20 protein-coding genes are annotated in these 22,458 nt (G+C 31.8%); 16 read left to right on the forward strand and 4 right to left on the reverse strand.

Going from position 1 to position 22,458, the window contains the following annotated elements:
- The first annotated feature begins 252 nt into the window (after positions 1-252).
- Both B3N22_RS15220 and B3N22_RS15225 read left to right on the forward strand, forming a co-directional pair.
- Positions 253-1,080, forward strand: coding sequence for an exodeoxyribonuclease III (locus B3N22_RS15220; RefSeq protein WP_286908469.1), 828 nt, complete (start codon positions 253-255; stop codon positions 1,078-1,080).
- 135 nt (positions 1,081-1,215) lie between these two features.
- Positions 1,216-2,088 carry a PhzF family phenazine biosynthesis isomerase gene (locus B3N22_RS15225; RefSeq protein ID WP_286908471.1) on the forward strand — a complete coding sequence of 291 codons (873 nt, stop codon included), beginning with the start codon at positions 1,216-1,218 and terminating at the stop codon, positions 2,086-2,088.
- 80 nt (positions 2,089-2,168) lie between these two features.
- Here the strand turns inward: B3N22_RS15225 and B3N22_RS15230 are convergent, their stop codons facing one another.
- Complete coding sequence (locus B3N22_RS15230) at positions 2,169-2,759, reverse strand: TetR/AcrR family transcriptional regulator (protein WP_286908473.1); 591 nt, start codon at positions 2,757-2,759, stop codon at positions 2,169-2,171.
- Between the two features lie 111 nt (positions 2,760-2,870).
- On the opposite strand from B3N22_RS15230, the gene B3N22_RS15235 reads away from it, so the two are divergent.
- From B3N22_RS15235 to B3N22_RS15290, 12 genes are all read left to right on the forward strand, one after another.
- The gene (locus B3N22_RS15235; protein ID WP_286908475.1) at positions 2,871-3,629 is read left to right on the forward strand and encodes a hypothetical protein; all 759 of its coding nucleotides are present in this window, start codon (positions 2,871-2,873) and stop codon (positions 3,627-3,629) included.
- A gap of 450 nt (positions 3,630-4,079) precedes the next feature.
- Positions 4,080-5,717, forward strand: a complete 1,638-nt coding sequence (locus B3N22_RS15240) for a peptide ABC transporter substrate-binding protein (RefSeq protein WP_073019291.1) — start codon at positions 4,080-4,082, stop codon at positions 5,715-5,717.
- Between the two features lie 120 nt (positions 5,718-5,837).
- Positions 5,838-6,779, forward strand: coding sequence for an ABC transporter permease (locus B3N22_RS15245; protein ID WP_073019293.1), 942 nt, complete (start codon positions 5,838-5,840; stop codon positions 6,777-6,779).
- Positions 6,772-7,818: an oligopeptide ABC transporter permease gene (gene opp3C / locus B3N22_RS15250; RefSeq protein WP_286908478.1), complete on the forward strand. Its 1,047-nt coding sequence runs from the start codon at positions 6,772-6,774 to the stop codon at positions 7,816-7,818. The genes B3N22_RS15245 and opp3C overlap by 8 nt, the downstream gene beginning before the upstream one ends.
- A gap of 13 nt (positions 7,819-7,831) precedes the next feature.
- Positions 7,832-8,911, forward strand: coding sequence for an ABC transporter ATP-binding protein (locus B3N22_RS15255; protein WP_238902163.1), 1,080 nt, complete (start codon positions 7,832-7,834; stop codon positions 8,909-8,911).
- On the forward strand, positions 8,901-9,830 hold the full coding sequence (locus B3N22_RS15260) for an ABC transporter ATP-binding protein (RefSeq protein WP_073019298.1): 930 nt from the start codon (positions 8,901-8,903) through the stop codon (positions 9,828-9,830). The genes B3N22_RS15255 and B3N22_RS15260 overlap by 11 nt, the downstream gene beginning before the upstream one ends.
- A 227-nt stretch (positions 9,831-10,057) precedes the next feature.
- Positions 10,058-10,639 (forward strand): DUF2271 domain-containing protein, encoded by a 582-nt coding sequence (locus B3N22_RS15265; RefSeq protein WP_286908482.1) that lies wholly within the window; start codon positions 10,058-10,060, stop codon positions 10,637-10,639.
- 657 nt (positions 10,640-11,296) lie between these two features.
- On the forward strand, positions 11,297-12,241 hold the full coding sequence (locus B3N22_RS15270) for an extracellular solute-binding protein (protein WP_286908484.1): 945 nt from the start codon (positions 11,297-11,299) through the stop codon (positions 12,239-12,241).
- Positions 12,242-12,332: 91 nt separating this feature from the next.
- Positions 12,333-13,268, forward strand: coding sequence for a carbohydrate ABC transporter permease (locus tag B3N22_RS15275; protein ID WP_073019307.1), 936 nt, complete (start codon positions 12,333-12,335; stop codon positions 13,266-13,268).
- A gap of 15 nt (positions 13,269-13,283) precedes the next feature.
- Entirely contained in the window at positions 13,284-14,165 is an 882-nt protein-coding gene (locus B3N22_RS15280; RefSeq protein WP_286908487.1) for a carbohydrate ABC transporter permease, read from the forward strand.
- A gap of 8 nt (positions 14,166-14,173) precedes the next feature.
- The gene (locus tag B3N22_RS15285) at positions 14,174-16,486 is read left to right on the forward strand and encodes a glycoside hydrolase family 65 protein (protein WP_286908489.1); all 2,313 of its coding nucleotides are present in this window, start codon (positions 14,174-14,176) and stop codon (positions 16,484-16,486) included.
- On the forward strand, positions 16,479-18,659 hold the full coding sequence (locus tag B3N22_RS15290) for a glycosyl hydrolase family 65 domain-containing protein (RefSeq protein WP_286908490.1): 2,181 nt from the start codon (positions 16,479-16,481) through the stop codon (positions 18,657-18,659). Before B3N22_RS15285 ends, B3N22_RS15290 begins: the two co-directional genes overlap by 8 nt.
- Positions 18,660-18,681: 22 nt before the next feature.
- On the opposite strand, the gene B3N22_RS15295 is transcribed toward B3N22_RS15290, so the two are convergent.
- Entirely contained in the window at positions 18,682-19,695 is a 1,014-nt protein-coding gene (locus B3N22_RS15295) for a LacI family DNA-binding transcriptional regulator (protein ID WP_286908491.1), read from the reverse strand.
- Between the two features lie 102 nt (positions 19,696-19,797).
- On the opposite strand from B3N22_RS15295, the gene pgmB reads away from it, so the two are divergent.
- A complete protein-coding gene (pgmB, locus tag B3N22_RS15300) occupies positions 19,798-20,445 on the forward strand; it encodes a beta-phosphoglucomutase (RefSeq protein ID WP_286908493.1) in 648 nt (215 codons plus the stop codon).
- 109 nt (positions 20,446-20,554) lie between these two features.
- Positions 20,555-21,661: an ABC transporter ATP-binding protein gene (locus B3N22_RS15305; RefSeq protein ID WP_286908495.1), complete on the forward strand. Its 1,107-nt coding sequence runs from the start codon at positions 20,555-20,557 to the stop codon at positions 21,659-21,661.
- Positions 21,662-21,755: 94 nt separating this feature from the next.
- On the opposite strand, the gene B3N22_RS15310 is transcribed toward B3N22_RS15305, so the two are convergent.
- Positions 21,756-22,097, reverse strand: coding sequence for a winged helix-turn-helix transcriptional regulator (locus B3N22_RS15310; protein ID WP_286908497.1), 342 nt, complete (start codon positions 22,095-22,097; stop codon positions 21,756-21,758).
- Positions 22,098-22,219: 122 nt separating this feature from the next.
- On the reverse strand, positions 22,220-22,458 hold a 239-nt coding region (locus tag B3N22_RS15315; protein ID WP_286908499.1), incomplete at its 5' end, for a DUF2922 domain-containing protein.

A 22,458-nucleotide genomic window follows, 5' to 3' on the forward strand; every position in this document is an offset into this window, starting at 1 on the left:
GAAGTAGGCATTTTTAATCTACGTATTTTGGAACCAATGTTATACAATTCAAGATTATTATGAAAAAATAGGATTTAAACCATCGAATGCATATATTACATTTAATGGTTTTTTCTTTATGTTTATTTGGTAAATACATTATGATACAATAATTTATAAGATTCTACAATAACTTAGGCAAAACTTACAGTTAGTTTGTTGATAAATTCATAGAATTTATGAGATAGATCTGTCAATAAAGGAGGATAAGTAATGAAATTTATTTCATGGAATATTGATTCATTAAATGCGGCACTAACAAGTGCTTCAGAACGAGCTTTATTATCTAAAAATGTATTAAATTCGTTTATAGAACATAATCCAGATGTAGTTGCTTTACAGGAAACAAAGTTACCAAGTAATGGCCCTTCTAAAAAACATTTAGAAATTTTGCAGGAGATGTTTCCTGATTATAAAGTTGTTTGGAACAGTTCAGTTGAGCCAGCACGTAAGGGTTATGCTGGGACAATGTTTTTATATAAGGAGAATTTAGAACCAGTTGTTACCTATCCAGCAATTGGTGCACCTAGTACCATGGACTATGAGGGAAGAATAATCACTCTAGAGTTTGATGATTTTTTCTTAACTCAAGTTTACACTCCTAATGCAGGGGATGGACTCAATCGTTTGAAAGAACGCCAGATTTGGGATATAAAATATGCAGAATATCTAGCAAGCCTAGATAAAGATAAATATGTTATTGCAACAGGTGATTTCAACGTAGCTCATAAGGAAATAGACTTGGCTCATCCTAATAGCAATCGTAATTCACCTGGATTTACTGATGAGGAACGCCAAGGTTTCACAAATCTTTTATTAAAAGGGTTTACAGATACTTTCCGTTATATTCATGGAGAAATAAAAGATGTTTATACTTGGTGGGCTCAGAGAGCTAAAACTAGTAAAATTAACAATTCTGGATGGAGAATTGACTATTGGATAGTTAGTAATCGTATTGCAGATAAGGTTATAAAATCTGAAATGGTTGATTCAGGTACAAGACAAGACCATGGGCCAATATTACTTGAAATTGATTTGTAGTATATAAAGAATTGCAATCATTAACTGGATTTTTCTGGAGATGACATTACTCCTGGAAGATCCGGTTTTATTTTCTACTGATGAATCATCATTTATTTAGGACAGTTTATCAGTGTAGATGGGGGAGTAGAATTTATGAAAAAAGTAATAGTATATCATTATGATGCTTTTTGTAAGGAGCCAGGTAAAGGAAATCCAGCTGGCGTAGTTATAAGTCAAGGGAATCTCACAGAAGAAGAAATGCAGGAAGTTGCGTATAAGGTGGGATTTAATGAAACAGCATTTGTTATAAAATCACAAAAAGCGGACTTAGGAATTAGATATTTTACGCCAGGAAGCGAAATGAATCTCTGTGGGCATGCAACCGTTGCTACTTTATTTTGTATGAAAGAAAAAGGATTGCTTAAAGATACTGATTTGTTGACTATTGATACTAAAGCAGGAGTTCTTCCTATAAAAATAGAGAATTCAAATATAAGGATGACTCAAAGCCCGCTAAAATTTGAGGTATATACTGGATCCAAGGAATCTTTGGCAGATGCAGTAGGTATACAAGTCAAAGATATAGATGAAACTCTTCCTATAGTATATGGAAGTACAGGAATATGGACTCTATTAGTACCTGTAGTAGGTCTTAAAGCATTTTCTTGTATGAAGCCTAATAATAGTCTATTTCCTAAAATACTTAAACAAAAACCTAATGCATCAATACATCCTTTTTGTTTGGAGACAATTTATAAAGAAAGCCATATGCATGCTAGGCATTTTTCATCTCCGTATTCTGGAACCATAGAAGACCCTGTTACAGGTACAGCATCTGGAGTAATGGGAGCTTATTATTTAAAGTATATAAATCCAAATGTTAGTGAAGCAGAGTTGATTGTGGAACAAGGGCAAGAAATAGGCAGGGATGGAAAGGTGTTAGTCCATATAAAAGAGGAGGATAATATTAAGGTTGAAATTTCTGGGAGTGCTGTGTATGTAAATGAAATGACTATTGAGATATAGATTAATTCATTAACCAAGCGTTTTGTTTCTGCTACAATAAGATCTCTTTTGTCATTGTATGTAAAGAATTTACGTTTGTTTTAATCCATATTAACATTGATTCGAGCAGTTAATGATTCATTTAAGTGATCTATTGTTAATTTGTAAAGTTCATCTGGTGAAAGGTTTTTGTCATTTAAGACCCATGTTTCTAAGACACTGAAAATAATATTAGATCTAATATTTAACATATAGTCATAAAATATGTTCTCTTTATATTCTATATTTGATTTCTCTAGTAAGTTCTTAGTTGTCCTTAAAATATTATCAATTATTATTTCTTTTTTATTAGTTGCTAAAAGTTGTTCTAGTATTAGAGAGTCTAAATACCAAAATCTTAAAAAAGGTTTTAGTAAAGATAATGGATGTACTTTGTTAGTATTTTTATTAGATTTATAGTTAGCATATAGATATTCACTTAATTTAATAAATTTCTGATCTAGTTCATAACGTAATATATCATCTAAAGAATCATAGTTTCTATAAAAAGTTGCACGACTAACTTGAGATCTTTCTATAATTTCAGTAATTTTAATATCTTCATACTTTTTTTCTTCTAATAGCGAACTTAGAGCATTATATATAAATTTTGAGGTTTGTATTGAACGCTTGTCATTCTTGATATGATACATTTTATCCACTCCTGTTTCATAAAAATCAACTATATTTACATGAACAAAAGTATATCATATAATTTTTTATGAAACAAATGTATCTTAAAAAAGAAGGGAGAAGTTTTATAAATGATTAAGAAGAAAACTATTATAATATTAGCTACAATAGTTACGGTTCTAATTGGAGTTGTATTATACCTATTTGGAGGTAATACTGATGAACTTGCAAAACATATCCCCGCAGTAGAAAAAACTCAATTTGTTGAGCATCCAAAGGATTGGAGAAACTTAAGGTATGGAGAAATTATACCTGTTTATAGAAAAGGAGCAAAGTTATATATTGAGGTATATAATTCAATTGATTCCAATGAATTGCCACAAGAATTATGGGAAAAAATTGATGCCGAAAAGTTAGCTAAGGAATATGGTGCTATGAAGGTATTACTTAATGGACCAAGGAATTGGGTAGTTAATACAATAGATGCAAAAGGGAATACGAAAAATGGAAAAGTAGCCGATTTTGGTGGAATACAAATGACGCAAAGAGCAACTCTAGAAAAAACTATATTTGAAAAAGGTTTAGGTGAGTCATCATATACTGAGAGCACAGTTAAAAGAGATACTGTGTATACTTACTTTAAGGGGAATATGGTATATGAGTTAATATCGCCTAAGGGAGAAAGATATAGAATGCAATCATATTCTCAAAATATAGATAAAAACTTAAAAATTGATGATTTAGAAAATCTAGGTGATGTACTGGAACTACCAGAAGGATGGAAGTATGAAGCAAAAATATTAGAAGAAGAGTCTAAATTAGAAAGTAATGGTGAAGCAATAGTAATAAACGATAACTTACAAAACGCTTATCAAAAAATTACTGATTAGACATCTTATGTAGAGAAACAATTGATATAAAAGATTGATTTATTTACAGAAATGCTGAAAATTTACTTTTAACATATTGATACTGTAAATCAATAATTCTAAATAATATAGCAATATGCAGTTATAACGTTTATTAAAAATATGATGTTATAACTGCATTTTTATTATTTTGACAAAATTTATTATTTTGATAAATTTAGTGATTAGGAAATTTTAAGTAATTAATTTTAAAATTTCCACAAAAATACTATAACTAATAAACCCCCAATTTGCAAATCGTTAAGAAAATTATAAAATTTATATAAAAATATTATAAAAATGAACAATAGGTTAATAGATACTCTTATTGACAAGGCGAAAATTGAATATATAATAATAAATAAGACGATGGAGTTTTGCAATGACAGGCAGGTTCTATCTTTTTTTTTAAGAAGTTTTAGGGGGGATACAATGAAAAATATTAAAAAGATATTGTCTCTGGTAGCTACACTAACAATATCAGTTAGTTTAATAGCTTGTGGTGGAAAAAGTACAAGCACACCAGACGCAGCAGGATCAGGAAAAACATTAAAGGTACATCTTGATGTTGAAGTTGCATCAATGGACCCACAAATAGCAACAGATGGTACTTCTTTTGAAGTAATGGCTGCAGTTACAGAAGGATTATATTCTGTAGACGAAGCTGGATCACCTATTTTGGCAATGGCTGATAAGGTTGATAAAAGTGAAGATGGGTTAAAATATACTTTCACATTAAAGGATGCTAAATGGACTAACGGAACTGCAGTTACTGCAAAGGATTTCGTTTTTGCTTGGAAGCGTCTAGTTGATCCTAAAACAGCTAGTGAATATGCATTTATAGCTGGTATAGCAGGAATCAAAAATGCTGATGATATTTCAACAGGTAAAAAGGGGTTAGATGAATTAGGAGTAACAGCTAAGGATGATAAAACTCTAGTAGTAGAATTATCACATCCAGTTCCATTCTTCGAATCATTATTGTCATTCCCTTCATTTTTACCAGTTAATGAAGAATTCTTTAAAAAGAGCGGAGATAAATTCGCTACATCACCAGATACTATTTTAAGCAATGGTCCATACAAAATTACTGCTTATGAACCAGCTGCAACAACAATAGAATTAAAGAAAAATGAAGATTATTGGGATGCTAGCAAAGTTAAATTAGCTGGTATACAATATCAAGTAATCAAAGAAGCTCAACAAACTATGCTTGCATATCAAAATGGAGATTTAGATGTTGCAACACTTGCTGGAGAACAAGTAGAACAATTTAAAGCTGATAAAGAATTCCACAACATTATGGCAGGATACCTATGGTATATTTCTCCTAACCAAAAGGTTGCTGGATTAGAAAATGAAAATCTTCGTAAAGCTCTTGCATTATCTTATGATAAAAAAGCTGTTGTTGATAACATATTAAAAGATGGTTCTATAGTAGCAGACTTTGCAGTACCAAGCTTACTTGCAACAGGTCCAGATGGAAAAGACTATCGTGAAACAGCAAGCACTTATCTAAAAACTGATAAAGCTAAAGCTGTAGAATTCTATAACAAAGCTAAACAAGAATTAGGTAAAGATAAATTTGAATATAAGATGGTAGTTGAAGATACTGAATCAGCTCAAAATGTAGCTCAATTCATTCAATCAGAAATACAAACAAATCTTCCAGGAGTTACTGTTAAGTTAGAAGTAATGCCTAAGAAGAACAGAGTTGAAAGAATGCAAGAAGGAACATTTGAACTTGGATTAACTCGTTGGGGACCAGACTATGCAGATCCAATGACATACTTAGATATGTGGACTACAGGAAGCCCTAACAACTATGGTTTCTGGTCAAACACAGATTACGATAAAATAATAAAATCTGCTCAAGACGGAGATCTTGCTTTAGATCTTGATAAGAGATGGGAAGAATTAAAGAAAGCAGAAAAGATAGTAATGGATCAAGCAGTTATTTTCCCTGTTTACCAAAAGGGTAATGCTGTTATGATTAAAGATGGCGTATCAGGTATTGAATTCCATTCTGTTGGTATCAATAGAATCTTCAAGAATGTCGATAAGAAATAGTAAGTTATGTTCATTAATAAGATATTACAGTGGTTATTTTATAACCACTGTAATATTGCTTAAAAGAAGCTTTAGCAGACAGATTAGCTACTTAAGTATTCCGAGAAGGAGGAATTCAACGTGAAAAAATACTTGCTCAAAAGAATAGTAGTTTCATTACTCACTTTATTAGCAATTTTATTAATATTATTTTTAATGTTAGAACTTATGCCTGGTTCACCATTTAATGATGAAAAATTAACTGTAGATCAAGTGGCTTTATTAAATGCAAAATATGGATTAGATCAACCGGTATTTATAAGATTTTTTAATTATGTGAAAAATATGCTTACAGGAGACTTTGGAGTTTCCTACACAATTTCGAAAAATACACCAATATCTCAATTGCTTTCAATGCGTTTGCCTATATCTCTTAGACTTGGAGGACAGGCTGTTTTGCTTGGAGCACTAATAGGTTTGGTTTTAGGTATAATAGCTGCTTTAAAGCACAATACAATATGGGACACATTAACTACTGTAATTTCAGTTTTAGGTGTTAGTTTACCTTCTTATGTATTTGCCCTTGCTTTATCATATTCATTAGGATATAAATGGACAATATTCCCGCTGCTTTATTCAGCAGATTCACCATTTAAATCAGCGGTATTACCAACTATAGCTCTATGTATGTTTACCATAGCTACAATAGCTAGATTCACTAGAACAGAAATGCTAGAAGTGCTTGGAACTGACTATATGTTACTTGCAGAAAGTAAAGGTGTAAATGGGATAGCATTAATATTTAGACATCAGCTTAGAAATGCACTTATTCCAATAGTAACTGTACTTGCGCCTTTAGTTGTAGGATTAATGACTGGAAGCTTGGTTATAGAAAAAATCTTCTCAATACCAGGTATAGGAAGTCTATTAGTTACTGCAATACAAGCAAATGACTATAACGTAGTAGTTGCATTAGCATTTATCTATAGCGCTATGTATATTGGAATTATGCTTATTGTAGATATTTTATATGGAATTATAGACCCAAGAATAAGATTAGCAAAGGAGGACGGTCATGAGTAAACTAAATGAAAATCTAGAATTTCTACCTAATGATTTTGAATTAGTTGGGGAAGAAAATATATCTCATATCGATAAGAGTTATGCTAGTCAGCCTTACTTTAAAGATGTATTAAACCGCTTTGTTAAAAATAAGGGAGCAGTAATAGGATTAGTTTTTATAATACTAATAACATTAATGGCTGTAATCGGAGTAAGTCTTAATGGGCATACATATGAGTCACAGATAATTTCACAGCAAAATTTAGCGCCTAGAGTTCCAGGACTTGAGAGTTTAGGTGTTTTTGATGGTAGTGAAACCATGAATACATCTGGTGGACAGGTAGAAACAAACAAATATTTAGAGAATAATGAACTTAAAGATGTTTACTATTGGTTTGGTTCAGATGTTCTAGGAAGAGATATATTTACTAGAACTTGGATGGGAACCAGAATTTCATTATATATAGCTTTAATAGCAGTTTTAATAGACATGTTATTTGGATTAAGTTATGGACTTATATCAGGATATTTTGGAGGTGCCGTTGATAATGCTATGCAACGTTTTGCAGAAATATTAAACGGTATACCAAACTTAGTTATAGTTACTCTTTTAATTATTGTATTAAAGCCGGGACTTGCTACAATCACCTTCTCACTTATGATAACCGGGTGGATAGGTATGAGTAGAATAGCAAGAGCTCAGATGTTAAAACTTAAAGAGCAGGAATTTGTACTTGCCTCAAGAACCTTAGGAGCAAAAGACTTCTTTATTATATTTAAAGAGATATTACCTAATATTTTAGGTGCAATAATTACAAACACAATGTTCTCAATACCAAATGCAATATTTACAGAGGCATTTTTGGCCTTTATTGGTCTAGGAGTACCGCCTCCAATGGCTTCACTTGGGTCATTAATAAGTGAGTCATTTAAGTCTTTTACAACCCATCCATATATGATAATGCCTCCAGTTATAGTACTAGCTATATTAATGCTTAGCTTTAATATGCTTGCAGATGGTATACGTGATGCATTTGACCCTAAAATGAAAGAATCATAAGGAGGATGAAGAAATGGAAAAAGAAAAAATATTATCAATTAGAGATTTGTCAATATCCTTTAAAACATCCTCAGGAAAAGTTAGTGCTATTCGTGGTGTTGAATTAGACCTTTATAAAGGTGAAACCTTAGCAATAGTAGGGGAAAGTGGTAGCGGAAAATCTGTAACTATGAAGGCTGCTATGGGTATACTCAGCAGTAATGGGCAAGTAGAATCAGGAGAAATTAACTTCTCTTATTATAAAGATAAAGACAAAGTTAATGTAGATATACTAAAACTTTCAAAAAAGGAAATGAGAACAACAATAAACGGAACTCGTATAGCTATGGTGTTCCAAGACCCAATGACTTCTTTAAATCCAACTATGACAATAGGGGCTCAGATTATGGAAGGTATGATATGGCACTATAAAACCCCTAAAGAAGAAGCAAAAAAAAGAGCTATAGAACTTTTAGAACTAGTTGGAATAGTTGATGCAGAAAAACGCCTAAAGAACTATCCTCACCAATTATCAGGAGGAATGAGACAAAGAGTAGTTATAGCTATAGCTCTTGCATGTAACCCAGATTTATTAATCTGCGATGAACCAACAACAGCATTAGATGTTACTATTCAAGCAAAGATAATAGAACTTATAAAAGATATTCAAAAGAAGATGAATATATCAGTTATTTATATAACTCATGATCTAGGAGTTGTAGCAAAGGTTGCAGACTACGTTGCTGTAATGTATGCAGGAAAAATAGTTGAAAAAGGAAAGATAGATGAAATATTCTATGATCCAAGACACCCATACACTTGGGGCTTGTTATCAGCTATGCCTGACTTAGACACAAAAGATGATAAGTTATATACAATACCAGGAACTCCTCCTAACTTAGCTGAAGAAGTAAAAGGAGATGCTTTTGCACCAAGAAATATTTATGCATTAAACATTGATAACAGATTAGAACCTCCAATGTTTAAAATTTCAGATACACACTATGCTTCAACATGGCTTTTACATGAAAAAGCACCAAAGGTTGAAATGCCTTCTGAACTTAAAGCAAGAATAGACAGAATGTTAAGGGAGGCGAAACTAGATGGAAAATAAAAAGCCTTTATTAGAAGTAAAAGAACTTAAGCAGCATTTTAAGATAAGCAGAAAATACACAGTAAAAGCTGTTAATGGAGTAGATTTTGAAATATTTCCAGGAGAAACCTATGGATTAGTTGGGGAATCTGGAAGCGGAAAATCAACAATAGGACGTTCAATAATTCGTCTATATGACCCAACATCAGGGAAGATAAACTTTGATGGGGTTGATATATCAGGAAAATTATCTGAAAAGGAAAAAAAGCATTTAAGAATCAATATGCAGATGATATTCCAAGATCCAATGGCATCTTTAAATCCACGTAAAAAGGTATTAGATATAATAGCTCAAGGCTTAGACGTTCATAAACTTTATAAAACCAAAGAAGAGAGAGAAGAAAAAGTTTATAAAATATTAGAAAAAGTAGGCCTATCAAAAGAGCATGCAAATAGATATCCTCACCAATTTTCAGGAGGACAAAGGCAACGTATAGGAATCGCAAGAGCTCTTATAATGAACCCAAAACTTATAATAGCAGATGAAGCTATAAGTGCATTAGATGTGTCTATACAAGCTCAGGTAGTAAATCTAATGAAAGATATACAAGAGGAAACAAATACAGCTATCTTATTTATAGCCCATGACTTATCCATGGTAAAATATATATCAGATAGAATAGGAGTTCTTCATTTAGGATATCTTTTAGAAACAGGAACAAAGGATGAAATTTTCACAAATCCAATTCATCCTTATACAAAATCTCTATTATCAGCAATACCACACCCAAACCCTATTGTTGAGAGAACAAGAATATCAGAAAGTTATGATTACAAAACAAGTGGAATAAGTTACGAACAAGGAAAACAAAAACATGTAAGTGGAAGTCATTATGTATTAGCTACAGATGAAGAATATAAAACTTGGTCAAATAAATAATGAAAATCCTCCAGATTATCTTTCTGGGGGATTTTTTTGCTTAAACTAACAAAAATTCTTAGAGATGAGTTCAATTAGTTTGTCAGTAGCAGTGGTTTCTTTTATAATTGGATTATTAGTAAAACGCTTTTTAGGAATAGATATATAAGAATTGAAAGTATATATATCTGAATTTAGGTTTAATATATTAATGTAGTTAATTAATTAAAACATAAGGGGGAATAGATATGACCTTTAGAAAAATATTAACAGTGCAGCTTATGATTTGTATGTCACTTGTTTTTGTTGCATGTGGTAATAAAGAATCTTCAAAAAATCTAGAAAGAAATACTCCAAATACCTTAGAAATATCATTTCCATATGTAAGACAAAGTGGAAGTTCAAACAACCAATTTGCTGTATGGATAGAAAGTGATTCTGGAGAATACATAAAAACCTTATCCGTAACTAAATATACAGCAACAAAAGGATATAAGGTTCAGGAAAATGCAATTCCTACATGGGTTAAAAAATCAAACATCTATAAAAAGAAGACAAAGGAAATTGATGCAGTTACAGAAGCAACACCTAAGTCAGGTGATATGGTTTATATATGGGATCTTAAGGATAAAGATGGCGCAGAAATACCAAAAGGAAGCTATAAATTTGTTGTGGAAGGAACCACAAGTCTAACTAGCAGAATAATTTATAGTGGAAAGATAGAAATAGGTGGGGAAGAAAAGACTGTAAAAGCAGAACCTCAATATGTAGGAAATGAAGCAAAAGAAAGTGATATGATAGGTGAGGTTGTAGCAAAATACAATCCATAATATAAAAATATAGAAGTAAGTAAAAGAACCATATATGAAGATGTGTAGCATATATGGTTCTTTTTTATATAATGTTTTTTTATGCAAATAAAACTTGTAAATATTTCTATAAATAATATTGACAATAAAAAATGTAAATGATATCATTAGTTTAACGTTAAATCTTAACAACTTACTATCATTAATCTTAAAGAAAATGTTTCAAAATATTTAGTTTAACGTTAAATCAATCAACATATAAGAAAGATGAGGAAGGGGAAAGTTTATGAACAGATTTAAAAAACTCTCTAGCATAGTGCTTACTACAGTACTAGCAATGTCAGTATTATCGGGGTGTGGACAAACTGGGAATACTGCAAACACTTCAGACAGAAAGGTAAAATTAAAACTTGGAATATGGCCTGAAGCTACAATGACAAGTGAAATTACGTTACACGAAGGTTACAAGGCTAAATTAGAAGAGAAAAATAAGGATGTTGAAGTTGTTCCATCATACTACAAATACACCACAGAGACATTTGTACCTATGGCTGAAGCTGGAAACCTACCAACCATATTTGAAACATGGTATACTGAACCTCAAAAACTTNNAAACTTTTATCAGATGGAAATGGAAGAATATATGGTATTCCACGTGATGGATATGCATTAGGGGTTATGGCTAATGTTAAATTATTTAAAGATGCCGGACTAGTTGATGCGGATGGACGTCCAATAATTCCTAAAACATGGGATGAGTTAGCTAAAACAGCTCAAACTATTAAACAAAAGACTGGTAGTGCTGGACTATGTCTTTTAGCTAAAGATGCAGCTGGTGGCTGGCATTTTTCTAATATAGCTTGGGCATTTGGAGCTACTTTAACTACACAAGAAGCTGATGGAAAGTATAAATCTCATATTGATAGTAAAGAAGCTATAGAAGCGATGAGCTATGTTAAAGATTTAAAATGGAAATATGATGTTTTAACTGCGGATCCTACAAATGAAGACTGGGGAACAGGTTTCTCTAACTTAGGAACAGGCGCTGCTGCTATGTATATAGCTGCAAACGATGCTGTTGAGCAACCTACTGAAAATAATGGACTTCCTGTAGAAGATTTAGCTATATTTGCTATGCCAGCAGGACCTAATGGAGCTCAATATTCATTATCTGGTGGAACCCCATATATGTTCTCAAAGGATGCTACTGAAGCTGAAATCAATGCTGCTTTAGATTATCTTGAACTTATGGGTAAAGCACCAGTTGCAACAGAAGATTCAATAGCAGGTATGGAAGCTGATGCTAAGAGAAAAGTAGAAACTGGAATTCCTGTAATTAAGAGATTCCCTGCTTGGGTTAATAAGGAAGTACTAGATGCGGAAGCAAAAGTATTAAAAGATAACAAAAATGTTGATGATAAATTATATGCTTCATATTTTGATGCTATAGACAAGCAAGGAAACCTTCGCGTAGAAGAACCAGGATCAGCTCAAGATTTATACTCAGAACTTACAAAAGTTATACAAGCAGTTATCACTGACAAAAATGCTGATGTTACTGCTTTAATGAAACAAGCTAATGTTAATTACCAAAAGATTTTAGATGAAAAAGTAAATAAATAAAAATAGTTATTTTATATGTCTAGTTATCCAAATAGGTTTTCTTTATAAGACAACCTATTTGGATTCTTAAAAATCTTAGGGAGTGGGAAGAATGCGAAAAGTTGAGACGAATGATTTACAAATCTGTGCGACTCCAGAAATCACAGTAAAGAAGAAAAAGGTTTTAAAAAGAAAAGATTTAATAGGGTGGGCTATTATGTTGCCAACACTTATTTTATTTTCTTTTTTTATATGGGAGCCTTTATTAGAAAACATTAAACTTTCACTATATCAAGCAAATGGAATTAGACTGGTTAAATTTGTAGGATTAGATAATTACTTTACCGTATTTGCTCATCCTGATTTTTGGGCAGCACTTAAAAATACTTTTAGTTACATTGGTTGGTCGTTGGTTATAGGTTTTTTTGCACCTATATTAGCGGCTATTCTTATAAGTGAGACTATTCACTTCAAAGGATTATTTAGAGTAGGGATTTATTTTCCTAATATAATGCCAGGGCTTGCCACAGTAATAATGTGGGGATTTTTATTTAAACCTGGTGGAACAGGAACCTTAAATATTTTGCTTGGAAAAATAGGAGTAGATCCTCAGCTATGGTTAACTAATCCTGGGTGGACAATTCCTCTTATTGTTATGAGTATGACATGGAAAAGCGCAGGAGCTACAGCTTTAATCTATTTAGCTGGTATAAGCAGTATTAATCCTGAACTATATGAAGCAGCAACCATAGATGGTGCTTCAGTACTACAAAGAATAAGATATATAACATTACCGAAGTTGTTTTCACTTGGTAAGACAATGTTCATTCTTCAAATAATAGCAGTCTTTCAAATTTTATATGAACCAATGGTTATGACTAATGGGGGTCCTAATAATGCTAGTATTTCAATTATGCAATTAGTATATAATTTTGCATTTAAGGATTATAATTTCCCAGTAGCGGCAGCTTTATCTGTTATTGTATGTATAATACTTGCGGTATTAAGTGTACTTTATTTTAAGCTAACAGCAAATAAAGAAGGGTAGGAGGAGAGTTATAAGATGTTTTTTAATAAGTATAAAGAAAAATCAGACGGAGCAATTCGCTACTATGATATGAAATCATTAAAAACAAAAATACTTTCTATAGCAATTTTTATACTATGTTTATTAATACTTATAGTATGCTTATTTCCTTCTGTATGGGTATTTTTAGCTAGCTTTAAGGATATAGCTGAATTTAGAAAAGATGCAACTATACTACCTTCAACTTTTAATTTTCAAAAGTATGTTGATACTTGGAATAACTTAAAATTTGTTAGATATTATATAAATTCAACCATAGTAGTAATTGGGGGAACCTTGTGCTCAGTAACATTTAATGGTCTTTTAGCTTATGTGTTAGCTATAATCAAGCCTAAAGGGCACAAAATAATATTAGGATTAGTTATGTGGAGTTTATTAATTCCAGCTACAACAAGCATAGTAGCATTATTTGTGAATATTAACAAAGTAGGTTTAAATGGTTCATTTTTACCTCTATGGTTGGTATTTGGAGCTAATGCATTTTATGTAATACTATTTAAGAACTTTTTTGAAGGGTTGCCTAAAGAGTTAATAGAAGCAGCTAAATTAGATGGGTGTGGAGAACTTCAGATATTTTTAAAAGTAATACTTCCTTTATCTAGACCTATAGTAATGGTTGTTGTTATTTTTACAGTTACTGCAGCTTGGTCAGATTTCTTATTACCTTATCTAGTACTTAATGGTACTCAAAAGGAAACAATCATGGTTAAGTTATTTGCATATCACTCCTCTAATAAAGTTAATGCAGTAGATATGTTAAGAGCAGTAGCCTTTTCAATTATTCCACCAATTATTCTATTTACAATATTCCAAAAACAAATTACAGATGGTGCCACAGCAGGTGCAGTAAAGGAGTAGAATTAAATATGGCAAAAATAGCGGATAAATACTATGTTACAGACTCGTGGAAAATCATTGAAGAAGGATTTGATAAAGATTATTCAGAGGTATCTGAATCTATATACTCCCTGGGGAATGAGTACATGGGAGTTAGAGGTTATTTTGAAGAAGGGTATACTGGAGATAGCCTCCTTGGAAGTTATTTTAATGGAGTGTATGAATCACAAGAAGTTACAGGCTCCTCATATAAAGGAATAATAAAAGATAGTGAGTTTATGGTTAATTCAGTAGATTGGCTATATACACGTATAATTCTTGACAATGAAGTTTTAGATTTAAATAAAAGCAGTTTCAGAGATTTTAAAAGAGAACTCGATTTAAATACAGGGATTTTAACTCGTTCATTTATATGGGAAGTAGATGGAGGAAAAGAAGTAAAGCTAGAATTTGAACGTTTCTTATCAATGGAAGATGCTAAGCTAGCAGGGCAGAGAATAAATATTACGCCTATAAATTTTAATGGGTATATAACAATCGTATCGGGTTTAGATTTTACAAATATTCATCATATGGCAGGTGAAAATCTATGGAAATGTAGTGAAAATAGTAGTGGAGATAGGTGGCTAAGTATACTTGGTACTACAATAAATACAAAGCAAAATGTTTTTTCTACTTGCGCTTTTGATTGTATATATGAAAAAGAAGAAGATATTAGTGAGGAAAAGAAAATATTAAAAAGCTTTAAAATCAGCTTGAAAAATGGTGAAAAATCTACTTTTACTAAAGTTATTAGCAATCTAGTAAATAAGAATGATAGAGATTCACTTGATGAATTTATATCTAAGTGTGAAGATGAAAAGAAAAATATTACGTCAATTAAATATGATGAGATTAGAGATAGAAGTATAGAGTGGTGGAAAAAAGTCTGGCTTGAATCAGATATTGTTATAGATGGAGATGAGTTAAATCAACAGGGGGTAAGATTTTGTATATTCCAAATGCATCAAACTTACCATGGAGCAGATCAAAGTAATGTGATTGGGGCAAAGGGATTAACTGGAGAAGCATATAACGGCAACTCATTTTGGGATACTGAAGCCTATTGTTTACCTTTCTACATCTTTAACAACCTAGAAGCGGCAAAACAATTATTAAGATTTAGATTAATTACATTACCAGAGGCTAAGGAAAGAGCAAAGCAGTTAGATTGTGAAGGTGCATTCTTCCCAATAGCAACTATAAGTGGAAGAGAATGCTGTAACTTGTGGCAGCATGCAAGTCTACAGCTTCAGCCATCAACAGCAGTTGCATATGGAATATGGCATTATGAGAATATAACTAAGGATGAAGAATTCGTATTTGAAACAGGTGCACCACTTCTTATAGAAATAAGTAGAATGCTTGCTACAAGAGGGGATTGGAGCGCAGATAAATCAAGATATGGATATTATGGGGTAATGGGACCAGATGAGTTTCAAATGATGGTAAATAATAATTGTTACACAAATTATATGGGTAAAACTACACTTGAGTATACATTAGATGTTTTAAAGAGATTAGAAAGTAAAAATAAAGATTTATATGATAATATCCTTGGAAAGTTAAACGTTAAACAAGAAGAAATAGCAAATTGGAATTTAATTGCTGAAAAAATGTTCATTCCTTATAATAAAGAAACTAAACTTTTTGAACAGCATGAAGGATTTTTCAATTTACCTCATATAGATGTAGACAAGATTCCCGTAGAAGATTTTCCATTATATCATAACTGGACCTACGATAGAATTTACCGTAACGACATGATTAAACAACCTGATGTTCTTATGTTTATGCTTTTATATAACAGCAGATTTACAGATGAGGAACTTAGAGCTAACTATGAATACTATGAGCCAAGATGTATTCATGAAAGTTCACTTTCACCATCAGTACACTCAATATTAGCAGCACAATTAAAGAAGCATAGAGAGGCTTATGATTTCTTTGGATTTGCAACTAGAATGGATTTAGATAACTACAATCGTAATACACATGAGGGTTTACATACAACCTCTATAGCAGCAGCATGGATGAATATTTTATATGGGTTTGGAGGAATGCGTTCAGATAAAGAGATGCTTAGTTTTAAACCTTCTATTCCTAAAGAATGGAATGGATATTCTTTTAGATTATGCTATAAGGATGATGTAATCTTAGTGGAAGTTAATAAAGAAAATGCAGCATTTTATACTTTAAATGGTACAGAGATTCAAATTGAAGTGTATGGAGAAATAATAGCTTTAAGTGAAGAAAAAAGGGAAATAATTATTCCAAGCGAATGGAGAGGGGAAAATGATTAGTTGGTTGATAGAAGAAAATTCGTATAATAAGGATAAAATATCAGCAAATGGAAATAAATTTCTTATAGGAAATGGATATCTTGGGATAAGAGGAACTCTTCCAGAGTATGAAAAGGAGCAGTTTGCAGCTATAAATTTATCTGGAATTTATGATCAGGTAGGAAATGCTTGGAGAGAACCATTAAATACACCAAATGCTCTTTTCACCTATGTTGAATTTGATGGACAAGAGTACCGTTTGCCGAATGTTGAGCCTTCTACTAATACACTAGCATTAGATTATAGATATGGTTTATTTAAATCTAAAACTAGTTTTGATACAGATAAAGGAGGGTTGAGCATTGAGGTAGAACGATTTGCATCAATGGTTAACGAGCATTGCATCCTTATGAAATATAGCGTTACTTCAGATAATGATGGAGAGTTAAATATATATACAGGAGTAGATGGAGAGGTATGGGATATTAATGGACCTCACTATGATGAGATAAGGTACTCAATACAAGAGGATGTATTAATCTCCAATGCTTTAACTCATGAAAATAAAGATAGGGTTTGCGTCAGTGAAAAAATTAAGTGCAATTTTGAAGCAAAAAAAGAGAAAATTGAGAAGGATAATAAGCTTCTTAGAAAAATAAGCATAGATGCAAAAAAAGGCTTTACTTACGAAATATATAAGTTTATTACTGTATATACCAGTAAAGATTGTAAGAATCCAATAGAAGAATCGGTAGCACTTGTAAGAAATATATGGGACAAGGGTTATTTTGAATTATTAGAAGAGCATAAAAGAGCATGGGATAAAATCTGGTATACCTCTGAAATTATAATAGATGGAGATGATAAGGCTGAAGAGGGAATTAATTATTCCATATATCATCTGCATTCTATAGCGCCTAGACATTCTAAAAGTTTATCAATTCCAGCAAGAGGATTATCAGGACAAACTTATAAGGGTGCTATATTTTGGGATACAGAAATGTTTATGCTGGACTTCTTCTTAAATACTGAACCAGAGGTAGCAAAAACCTTACTTAAATACAGAATAGATACATTAGAAGGAGCTATGAAAAAGGCAGCTTCTTACGGGTATAAAGGAGCCTTTTATGCATGGGAAAGCCAAGAAAATGGATATGATGCATGTTCAGATTATAATGTAACAGATGTATTTACAGGGCGACCAATGAGGACATATTTTAAAGATAAGCAGATTCATATTTCTTCAGCTATTGTATATGGAATTATGAAGTACATCAATAGAACTGGGGATTATGACCTTATTACAGAAGGTGGCTATAAAGTAATAATTGAATGTGCAAACTTCTATCACCATTTATTGCTAACTAAAGTGGGATCAGAAGTATATGAACTTCGAGACGTAATAGGACCAGATGAGTATCATGAAAGAGTTAATAATAATGCTTATACTAACAGAATGGCCAAGTTCACCTTTGAAAGTGCCTTAAATGTAATAAAAATGATAAAGGAAAATAAGTGGGAGCTTGAGGAAGAATATTCATTAAAAGAACTAGAATCAAAATTTGAAGATGCAAGCTGTAAGATATATATACCTAAACCTGAGGATAAAACATCTATAATTCCACAATTTGATGGGTATGAAAGTTTGGAAGATATAGAGATAAATAAGTTAAAAGAGAGATTATTAAATGACAAGGAATACTGGGGTGGAGCATATGGAATTGCTTCAGATACAAAGGTTATAAAACAAGCAGATGTAATAACCATGCTTAATTTATTTCATAAAGAGTATTCAGAAGAAGTAATGCTTAAGAACTGGCAATATTATGAGCCTAGAACAGAACACGGATCATCCTTAAGTGCCTGCATGTATGCTTTAGTAGCATGTAAGTGTGGAATGCCTGATAGAGCATATCCATTTTTCTTAAAGTCAGCGCTTCCTGATATTCTTGGAGGAGGTAAACAGTGGGCAGGACTTATATATATAGGGGGAACTCATCCAGCTTCATCTGGAGGAGCTTATATGACAGTTGTTGAAGGCTTTGGAGGTATATATTTTGAAGATGGTGTAGTTAAGGCAAGACCTTGTATGCCAGAAGGTTGGAAGAGTTTAAATTTTAAAATATCCTATTTAAACAAACTATATCAAGTAAATATAGAAAATAATAAAGCTGATATAAAACAAATTCAGTAGAGGAATCTCCCCCTACTGAATTCTAAGATATAGACATTACACTATCACGTTCAACAACTCTAACTGGGAGAATTGTTTCCTTTTGGTGGATAGGTTTATTTTCAAGTTTATCTATTATGTAATTAACAGAAAGCTTGCCTTTTAAATGAGCATCTTGATGAATAGTAGTTAAGGCAGGGGATATTAAGTTACATAGATTAATATCATCAAATCCTATTATAGAAACATCATCAGGAACTTTTTTACCAGCTTGTTTAAGACCTGTTATAATACCAGCTGCTAATATATCAGCTGTAGAAAATATAGCAGTAAAGTCATCTCGCTTAGCTAGAGATTTGCCTAAAGCAATGGCTGTTGGAGTATCAAGTTCCTGCTCAAAAACAAGATCCTTATTAAATTCTATGTTAGACTCTGAAAGAGCTTTTTTATAACCATCAAAACGTTCTGATACAACACCTTTGTATTTTATAAAGGGGGATGCAAATGCAATGCTTCTATGACCATGATCGATAAGGTACTTAGTAGCAAGATAACCTCCATTAAAATCTTCAAGGCTTACATTACAGATATTAGGATTTGAAACATAACTATCTATTAAAACAACGGGAATATTTAATTTAGTTAAAACACTATAAAAATCGTCTTCATAAATTCCTGTAAGAATTAACCCGTCCACATTCCAGTTTCTAAGAAAAAAGTTCAAATCTTGACTTGTTTCTACGGTACGGAGCATTAGATAATACCCATTTTCACGCAAGGTAGATTCTATGGCACCTATGAATATAGAATGAAATGGATCCTCCATAAAATTCTTATCACGAGTAGTTACTATGTGATTTATAACACCTATAACCTTTGATGAGTTAGAAACTAAAGATCGAGCTGACATGTTTGGAACATAATTTAAGTCCTCGATAGCTTTATTAATTTTAATAATGGTTTCTGCTGAAACACGACCAGGTTTTCCATGAATTACATTAGAAACTGTTGTACAACTTACGCCAACGGTTTTGGCAATATCTTTGATTGTTGCCATGTTTATACGTCACCTCCTTGGGAAGTTTAAGGTTAAACCTTTGGTATATTTTATCATTAAAACAGGAAATTGTATAGTAAAAAATCAGAAGGAGATAGCAGAATGATTAAAGGAGTAATTTTCGATCTTGATGGAGTATTAGTTTCAACAGATAAGATGCATTTTTATGCATGGAAGAAATTAGCCCGCAAATTAGGGATCACTAATTACACGGAAGAAGATAATAAAAGACAAAAGGGAGTAAGTAGAATGGAGTCCTTAGAGGTAGTATTGTCAAAGGGGACAATCATCTATTCTCGTGAAGATAAATTAAGGTTTGCTGAAGAAAAAAATAAGTACTATGTTGAATTATTAGAGAGTCTTGATTCTCAGGCAGTTTTAATAGATGTTATAGAGACTTTAGAACTGCTTAAAGATAGGGGCGTATTAATAGGAATAGGCTCAGCAAGTAAAAATACACCTCTTATTTTAGAGAAAACAGGATTAAATAAATATATTGATGAAGTAAGCTGTGGATTAGACGTTACTAAGTCAAAACCAGATCCAGAAGTCTTTATAGTAGCAGCTGAAAAGTTAAACTTAAAAAATGAAGAATGTTTGGTAGTAGAAGATTCTAAGTCTGGAATAGTGGCAGCAAGAGCATGTCATATGAGATCATTAGGAGTAGGACCAGAGCACGAACAGTTAGGAGCAGATTATAATTCACTAACTATGCAGAGCAATGTCGATTGGGATGAACTTCTTAGTTAAGCTATATTACAAGAAAGAGTTATTTTCTAGTTTGATGATATAAATTTACAATGATATAGTTAAATTAGTATGTCAGATGAGAGGAAAAAATATTTAGGGGGAATAAGACATGTCAAGTTTATCATTAAAACACATTTATAAAAGATATTCAAAGGATGTAACAGCAGTAAAGGATTTTAATTTAGAGATAGAAGATAAAGAATTCATAGTATTTGTAGGTCCTTCTGGATGTGGAAAATCTACTACTTTAAGAATGGTTGCAGGACTTGAAGAAATATCAGAGGGAGAGCTATACATAGATGGTCAATTAGTTAATGACTTAGCTCCCAAGGATAGAGATGTAGCAATGGTATTCCAAAACTATGCATTATATCCTCATATGACTGTTTATGATAATATAGCTTTTGGTTTGAAACTAAGAAAAATACCAAAAGATGAAATAAATAAAAAAGTTAGAGATGCAGCAAAAATATTAGATATAGAGCACTTATTAGATAGAAAACCTAAAGCACTTTCTGGTGGACAAAGGCAGAGAGTAGCCATGGGAAGAGCCATGGTTAGAGAAGCTAAAGTATTTTTACTCGATGAACCTCTATCAAATTTAGATGCAAAATTAAGAAACCAGATGAGAATAGAAATAGCTAAATTACATCAGAATCTTCAAACTACATTTATATATGTAACCCATGACCAAGTTGAAGCTATGACTTTAGGAAGTAAAATAGTAGTTATGAAGGATGGAATAATTCAACAAGTAGATACTCCAACTGAAATATATAATCATCCTGCAAATATGTTCGTCGCTGGATTTATAGGAAGTCCTCAGATGAATTTCTTATATGGAGATGTAAAAGAAGAAAACGGAAATATTATAGTTGAAGTATTTGGGCAAAAAGTTGCTCTAGATAAGGACAAGGCTGATAAAATAAAAGCTTCTAATTATATAGAAAAGCAAGCCATATTGGGAATAAGGCCTGAAGATATAAAAATTGTAACTGAACAAGAGGGTGATAGAAGTTATATTGTAAATGGGATAATAGAAGTAGTAGAAAACTTAGGAGCAGAAGTCTTGCTTCACATAAAAGCAAATGATAGGGCATTTACAATAAAAACAGCTAAACATCAAGGAGAAGTCATAGGGGATAATATAAAATTTGCAATAGATTTAGATAAAGTTCACTTATTTAACGAAGAAAATCAAGACACCATATTCTAATTTAATAGTTTAAAAATAATCTGTGTATAAGTTGAGATGAATACCCCTCTAACTATTCATTATATAAGGTGCACAGATTATTTTTTATTACATTTTAATTACAGCTATTCTTAAGTTCAGGATAATATTCAAGAGACCAGTCTTCCATTTGCTTAAGTATCTTAGTAAGAGCCACACCTTTAGGAGTAAGATGATACACAACCTTAGGAGGAACCTCAGGATATACAACTTTAGCTATTAACTCGTCATTTTCTAATTCTTTAAGCTTTTCATTTAATACCTTTTGGCTTACACCTTTAACCTTACGTTGAAGCTCTAAAAATCTTATAGGCTCATTATATAGATGGCATAAAATCAATGCCTTCCATTTTCCTCTAACAAGATCCATTGCAAAATCCAATAAACACACATAGCTTTTATCTTTATATTCAATCATTTATAATACCTCTATTAAATTTATATAATAGATTAATAATAACAAACTTTCTTCTTATTATAAAGAAGTCATATGAATCTATATAAAAAGCTCAGCAAAAATTTGCTGAGCTATAAATTTAATTAAAGTAATTTAGCTTCATCTTTTTTAACGACTTTCGCGTTATTGATGGCAACTAATGCTCCGTTTTTAGTATCGAAATAGTTTTTAGCTATAATAAGATTCATTAAAGCCTCTGTTTGAGCAGAGGTTATATCCTCTTTTACTCCGGAAATAGACATAGAAGCCTTTCCACCATTAGAAGTTATAAAGCTCATAACTAAGGTTTGCGTCATTTTAAATTCCTCCTTATATAATATAT

The organism is Clostridium sp. UBA1652 (genome assembly GCF_002320975.1).
Lineage (GTDB): Bacteria > Bacillota > Clostridia > Clostridiales > Clostridiaceae > Clostridium_T > Clostridium_T intestinale.